The sequence below is a fragment of the Eisenbergiella tayi genome (assembly GCF_001881565.1).
Classification (GTDB): Bacteria; Bacillota; Clostridia; order Lachnospirales; family Lachnospiraceae; genus Eisenbergiella; species Eisenbergiella tayi.
On sequence record NZ_MPDJ01000009.1, the window covers coordinates 1 to 7,102 of the forward strand.

6 protein-coding genes are annotated in these 7,102 nt (G+C 50.0%); 3 read left to right on the plus strand and 3 right to left on the minus strand.

Annotated features, from left to right (window positions below; translation table 11 throughout):
* Positions 1–2: 2 nt before the first annotated feature.
* Entirely contained in the window at positions 3–989 is a 987-nt protein-coding gene (locus tag BLA28_RS26050; protein WP_081365671.1) for a LacI family DNA-binding transcriptional regulator, read from the plus strand.
* Here the strand turns inward: BLA28_RS26050 and BLA28_RS26055 are convergent.
* The 3 genes from BLA28_RS26055 to uxaC form a co-directional block, all read right to left on the minus strand.
* Complete coding sequence (locus BLA28_RS26055; RefSeq protein ID WP_069157230.1) at positions 982–1,770, minus strand: EFR1 family ferrodoxin; 789 nt, start codon at positions 1,768–1,770, stop codon at positions 982–984. The genes BLA28_RS26050 and BLA28_RS26055 overlap by 8 nt on opposite strands.
* Positions 1,757–2,422, minus strand: coding sequence for a TetR/AcrR family transcriptional regulator (locus BLA28_RS26060; protein WP_069157229.1), 666 nt, complete (start codon positions 2,420–2,422; stop codon positions 1,757–1,759). The genes BLA28_RS26055 and BLA28_RS26060 overlap by 14 nt, the downstream gene beginning before the upstream one ends.
* A 259-nt stretch (positions 2,423–2,681) precedes the next feature.
* On the minus strand, positions 2,682–4,097 hold the full coding sequence (uxaC, locus tag BLA28_RS26065; RefSeq protein WP_069157228.1) for a glucuronate isomerase: 1,416 nt from the start codon (positions 4,095–4,097) through the stop codon (positions 2,682–2,684).
* Positions 4,098–4,336: 239 nt separating this feature from the next.
* Between uxaC and BLA28_RS26070 the strand changes: the two genes are divergently transcribed.
* Positions 4,337–5,839, plus strand: a complete 1,503-nt coding sequence (locus BLA28_RS26070; protein ID WP_069157227.1) for a UxaA family hydrolase — start codon at positions 4,337–4,339, stop codon at positions 5,837–5,839.
* 13 nt (positions 5,840–5,852) lie between these two features.
* The coding region (locus tag BLA28_RS26075; RefSeq protein WP_242955526.1) for a tagaturonate reductase at positions 5,853–7,102 on the plus strand (1,250 nt) is incomplete at its 3' end.

The following is a 7,102-nucleotide window of genomic DNA, read 5'->3' on the forward strand; positions in this document are numbered from 1 at the left end:
CAATCTCCAAACAGGCAGGCGTCTCCATCGCAACCGTATCCCGCGTTTTAAACGGAAGCGATAAGGTGAGCCCTTCCACCAGGGAAAAAGTGCTTCAGGTTATCGAACAGAACAGCTATACTCCCAACGCCTTTGCCCGCAGCCTGGGACTGAATTCCATGCACACCGTGGGAATCCTGTGTGCGGATTCCTCCGATGTCTATCTAGCGTCGGCCATCTATTACCTGGAAAGAGAGCTGCGGCAGAATTCATATGCTTCCATGCTCTGCTGCACCGGCTATCATCTGGAGGAAAAGAAAAAATACCTGCAGCTTCTTCTTTCAAGGAATGTGGATGCCCTGTTTTTTGCAGGCTCCAATTTCGTGGAGGATACGGAAAAAAATAACGCTTATCTTTTTGAAGCCGCCGGAAAGGTTCCGGTATTCATCCTGAACGGCTATCTGGCAGGAGATCGTATCTACTCCGTCCTCTGTGATGACCGCCTGGCGGTAAATGAGATGACGGAATCCCTGTTCCACCGCGGTTCCCATGCCCCTGTTTATCTGTACCGCAGCCTGAGTTACAGCGGACGAAAAAAAATAGCAGGCTTCCGGGAAGCCTGCATAAAAAACGGAATAACTGATGCGGATAAGAGAATCTTTGCCAGCCCCGCCTCCGTCCATGAAACGGCCGCCTTTCTGGATGCTCTGGAAAAAGAAGGGCTTTCCTTTGACGCCTGCGTCACTTCGGATGACGAACTGGCCGTAGGTGCGGTAAAATTTGCCTTATCCCACGGAAGAAGGATACCGGATGAGTTTCAGGTGACTGGTTATAATAATTCCCTGATTTCCACCTGCAGCACACCCGAAATAACCACAGTCGATAACCGGGTTGAATTCATGTGCACAACGGCGGTCTCCCTCCTAATGCAGGCCCTGGATGGTAAGAACATTCCTGCACGTACCGTTTTCTCCGGGGATATTATTCAGAGGGAAACCACGATTAATTAAAATCCATCTCATTCTCTGCCATCATTGCGGCCGTTACCGCCGGATGGTGGTACTTTGTCCTGTTCTGTGTCTTGTTTTTATAGTTGATCGCCTGGCGGGGGCAAAATACAATACACGACATGCATTGGGTGCAGTGATGCAGAAAAATCGGTTTTCCATCCTCCCTGGTTATATTTCCGGCCGGGCACACACCTGTGCATATCCCGCAGGAAACACAGTCCTCCGAAACGGTAAAACCTCTGTCTTTCTTCGGAAGTGCTTTTACAAAGGGCTTTTGTATGCAGCGCATGATTTCTTTTCCCACGCTTTTCCTAACCGGTTCATTCACCGTTCTCCGAGTGATATCCCCGGCGATCTCTTCCAGTTCCGCCGCCGCTTTCGGCAGCTGTCTTTCCGGCTCCGGAAATGGTTCATACATCGCTACATAGCTTGCCACATTATTATGTACTCCCGAATAAGAGACCCTGGCTCCCTTTTTTTTCAGTATCTGTGAAAAATCGTTCAGCGCATTCACCGGAAGGCCTCCGCAGGAGGCTACCGCAAAGATATAGGCATTCTTATTTATTTCAAGCCTCTCAATAAACTTACGTGCATACTCTGGCAGCGACCAATGGTATACCGGAAAAATAAATCCGATTGTATCCGCCTTTGCCGCTGATACAGCGGCCGGATCATTTCTCATGGAAATAATTTTGGCAGGCTTTATTCTCTCTGCAATTTCCATTGCCGCATGCAGTGAATTTCCTGATCCTGAAAAGTAATAAATTCTAGTTTCTCCCATTTTTCATGTCTCCTTCCGCCGCATATCCGGCATACATCCGCTTCATCGCCTCCATGTCCTCCGGGCCAAACAGCTGCGTGCCGAAGCTTTCCAGCAGCCGGAAAATAAATTCCAGCCTTCTGCATATTTCATCAGCCGTCCGATCTGTTATGACCGGATCCAGCCATACATCCAGCAGCAGCAGAAGCGCCTCGGCAAGCTCTTCCGGAAAATCGCACCGGAATTCCCCGTTTTCATTTCCCTGCTTAATAATTCCCGCAACCCGGGGTGCAATAAACGCATTTCCGTTTCTTACCGTATCTACCAGGGCATACGGCACCTTTTCCACCCAACGGTTTCTTATGAGCATGCTCTGATTCTTATTATCAAAAAAGTAACGGATAATTCTGCTTATCTTCTCTTTTACCGTCAGTTCTGTGTTCTCTTCCATCTCCTGGAAAAAAGTATTTACCTTCATCTGCGCATCGGCGATCATCGTGCTTAAAATCTCCTGTTTCCCTGCGAAATGATGATAAATCGCCCCTTTTGACAGACCGCTTTCCTCCATAATGTCCTGCATGGTAGTTTCTTCATAGCCCTTCCTGATAAAAAGCGAAGCGGCCGCTTCCAATACCCTTCCTTTGGAGGCCATGGATTTTTCCTCTTGCTTCATATTTCTTCACCCTTCTGCGCTGTACCAGCAATCCCGATCTCCGTGAGTACGGCGCAGACCCACAGATGTCCTTTAATTGTTTCAAAAATAAACCGTCAGTCGGTTTTATTTAGTATAACAGCATTCTACCGAAGCCGTCAATGATTTTTTTATTGTATTTAAGAGAATTTTTGCCGCAAAAAAAGACATATCAGATCCCCGGACAGTTATAAAAACCATCCGGGGATCTGATATGTCATATACTCCAGGCTATCCTCTGTTACTTTTCCTCCAGCGCAAATCCGAAATACCGGACAGCATTATTATAGGATATCCCTTTTATAATACGCTTCAGCGTTTTTTCATCATCAGGATATTCCCCGTTCTCCACCCAGCCGCCGATGAGCTCACACAGAATCCTGCGGAAGTATTCATGCCTGGGATAAGATAAGAAGCTCCTGGAATCCGTAAGCATTCCGATGAAATTCCCCAAAAGCCCCAGATTAGCGAGGGAAGTCATCTGCTTCATCATCCCATTCTTATTATCGTTAAACCACCATGCGGAGCCCTGCTGTATTTTTCCCACGGCATCCGCATTCTGGAAGCAGCCGATAATACTGCCTATAGCTTCATCATCATTGGGATTCAGGCTGTAAATTATGGTTTTGGGAAGGGTTCCCTTTATATTCAGGGCATTGAGGAAATCCGCCATCTGGCTGGAGGGCGCATAATTATTGATACAGTCATATCCCGTATCAGGTCCTAACTGCCGGTACATGGAAGTATTGTTATCCCTCTTACAGCCATAATGAAGCTGCATTGCCCAGCCTCTTTTTGCATATTCCTCCGCAGCAAATGACATAAAGGCCGTTTTGAATTTCAATTCTTCTTCCCGGCCCGGATTTTCCCCTGCGAGACGCTTTGCAAAAATCTTCTCAATGTTTTCTTCCGTTTCCGGAACATACATCACGTACTCCAGCGCATGATCACTTGCCTTACAGCCATAGCTTTCAAAGAAATCCATTCTTTTCTTCAGCGCCGCCTTCAGCTCCGCAAAAGAACGGATTTCCATCTCTGCCGCCGCTCCCAGCTTCTCTATATATGACGTATAATCCGGCTTTTCCATATTCATGGCCTTATCCGGGCGCCACGCGGGAAGCACCTGTACCTCAAAACTCCTGTCCTCTGCCAGCGCCTTATGCCAGCGCAGATCATCCGCCGGATCATCCGTCGTACAAATAAGAGTAACCGCAGACTGCCGGATCAGATTCCTGACGCTCATGCTGTCTTCCTGCAGCCGCGCATTACACAGCTTCCATACATCCTCTGCCGTCTCCCCATTCAGAATCCCATGATATCCGAAGAAACGCTGCAGCTCCAGATGGCTCCAGTGATACAAAGGATTTCCCACAGCCAGTTCCAGAGTTTCCGCCCATTTCTGGAATTTTTCCCTGTCCGGAGCATCCCCTGTGATATAATACTCGTCCACACCGTTGGAACGCATCTGCCGCCATTTGTAATGATCCCCGCCCAGCCATACCTGCGTGATGTTTTCAAATTTTCTGTCCTCCGCAATCTCCCGGGGATTAATATGGCAGTGATAATCCAGGACAGGCATGGGTTCCGCAATTTCATGGAACAGCTTCTTTGCCGTATCCGTGCTTAATAAAAAGTCTTTGTCCATAAATGCCTTCATTTTCTCTTCCTCCGTTTATGTAAATACTTACATTTTTCTTTCATTATATCCTGCCCAACCATAAAATGCAATTCTCTTTATATTAACTTTTTAACCAATGATTTTATCATCTTTTATACATAATTAATAAATCTTCCTCTTATCCTCTTATTTTAACAAAAACAGGTTGACTCCGGGAATAAAGAGGTGTAATTTTAATGTAAGCTCTTACATTTCTTCAAAGGAGGATTACATAATTCATGCAGACTTTTATCCGCATCCACCCCGGAGATTCCGTTGCTGTGGCGCTGCAGCCCCTTGCAGCCGGTACTGTTATCTTGGCGGAAGGAAATCAACTCACCCTGCAGGAGGACATCCCACAGGGACATAAATTTGCCCTGATACCCATCCGGGCCGGAGAGCCTGTCATTAAATACGGCGCTCCCATCGGCACGGCTGCAGTCGATATTCTGCCGGGATCATGGGTTCATACCGCGAATCTGAAAACCGGCCTGGGAGACATACTGGACTATGCCTACCAGCCCTCCCCTTCCCTTCAGGAAGCCCGTGAAAATCCTGCCCGTCCGGAAGTTTCTCCCTGTTTCTGCGGCTACCGCCGGGAAAATGGCAGGGCAGGAGTAAGAAACGAAATCTGGATCATTCCCACAGTCGGCTGTGTAAACAACGCCGCCACCGCCATAGCCAGCCGGGCCCAGGGGCTTGCTGCAGGAAACCTGGACGCTGTCGCCGCCTTTCCCCATCCTTACGGCTGTTCCCAGATGGGTGAGGATCAGGAAAACACCCGGCAGATTCTTGCCGATCTCGTCAACCATCCCAACGCAGGCGGCGTCCTCGTCCTCGGCCTTGGCTGCGAAAACAGTAACATAGAAGAATTAAAAAAATACATCGGCCCCTACAACCCTGACCGCGTCAAATTTCTTGTCGCCCAGGATTCGGAGGACGAAATCGCGGATGGCCTCGCCCTGGTAAAGCAGCTGGCCGACTATGCCCGCACAGCAAAGCGCGAACCCATCCCCTGCAGCGAACTGATTATCGGCATGAAATGCGGCGGTTCCGACGGCCTGTCGGGCATCACCGCCAATCCCGCCGTAGGCGTTTTTTCCGACCTTCTCATCGCCGAAGGCGGAACGACCATCCTCACCGAGGTTCCCGAAATGTTCGGTGCGGAAACGCTCCTCATGAACCGCTGTGAAAACGAAGAAATTTTCCATCAGACCGTAGACCTCATAAACGATTTTAAAAACTATTTCACAGCCCACAACCAGACCATTTACGAGAACCCGTCCCCCGGCAACAAAAAAGGAGGCATCTCCACCCTGGAAGACAAATCCCTTGGCTGCACCCAGAAATCCGGCTCCGCCCCGGTCCGCGGCGTCCTTTCCTATGGAGAGCCCGTCCGAACCCACGGCCTGAACCTGCTGAGCGCTCCCGGCAACGACCTGGTTGCCTCCACAGCCCTGGCAGCCTCCGGCGCACAGATTGTCCTCTTCACCACCGGCCGGGGAACCCCCTTTGCCTCACCCGTCCCCACAGTAAAAATATCCAGCAACCTCGCACTTTCAGAAAAAAAGAAAAACTGGATCGATTTTGACTGTGGCCGCCTGGTAACAGGCACCTCGCTGTCCGAACTGGGAAAAATGCTCTTCGACTACGTAATACGTGTGGCAAACGGCGAACAGGTAAAATCGGAAGCCGCCGGCTACCACGATATGGCCATTTTCAAACAAGGCGTCACCCTATAGGAGGAATAAAAAAATGAACAAATTATCATACCAGACCCTGAAAGAAAAAGAATTTACCGGATACCTTCTGAAAGAAGCCCCCGAACGCGTCATCCAGTTCGGAGAAGGCAACTTTATGCGTGCCTTTGTAGACTTTTTCATCGACAACATGAACGAAAAAGCAGATTTCAATTCCAAAGTGGTATTAGTCCAGCCCATCGCCCCCATCCCCGGAGCCTTTGACCTCAAGGATGCCATCAACGAACAGGAAGGACTCTACACCCTCTACCTCCGCGGCTGCGAAAACGACGAAAAAGTAAACAAAAAAAGAATCATTTCCTGCGTGAGCCGCTGCCTCAACGCCTACACTGACTTCGACGCCGTCATGGCCTGCGCCGAAAACCCCCAGCTGCGCTTTATTTCCTGCAATACCACAGAAGCCGGCATCACCTACGATCCCGCCTGCCGCTTCGAAGACCGCCCCGCATCAAGCTATCCCGGAAAGCTCACCCAATTTCTATACCACAGATTCCAGACATTCGGCAGCCAGCCCGGCAAAGGCTTCCTCATCCTTGCCTGCGAACTGATAGACGACAACGGAAAAGAACTGGAAAAATGCGTCCTGAAATACGCGTCCCAATGGAACCTCGGACAGGACTTTATCCAATGGCTCCAAAAAGAAAACACCTTCTGCTCCACCCTCGTTGACCGCATCGTAACCGGCTTCCCCAGAACAGAAGCCCCCGCGCTGAACGAAGAAAACGGCTACGAAGACAACGTCATGGACACAGGAGAAATCTTTGGCTTCTGGGTTATCGAAGGCCCCCAGTCCATCCGCACCGAACTCCCCTTCGAAAAAGCAGGCCTCCCCATCCTCGTAACAGACGACCACAAACCCTACAAACAACGCAAAGTACGCATACTCAACGGAGCACACACCTCCATGGTACTGGGAGCCTACCTCGCCGGCCAGGACATCGTCCGCGACTGCATGGAAGACCCTACCATCCAGGGCTTCATGAACAAAGCCATCTACGACGAAATCATCCCCACCCTGACCCTCCCCAAAGAAGAACTCCAGGATTTCGCCGCCTCCGTAACAGAACGCTTCCGCAACCCCTACATAGACCACGCACTCCTTTCCATTTCCCTAAACTCCACCTCCAAATGGAAAGCCCGCGTCCTCCCCTCCCTGAAGGCCTACGCAGACCAAAAACAGACCCTCCCCCCCTGCCTCACCGCCTCCCTCGCCTTCTACATAGCCTTCTACAACGGCCACACCCT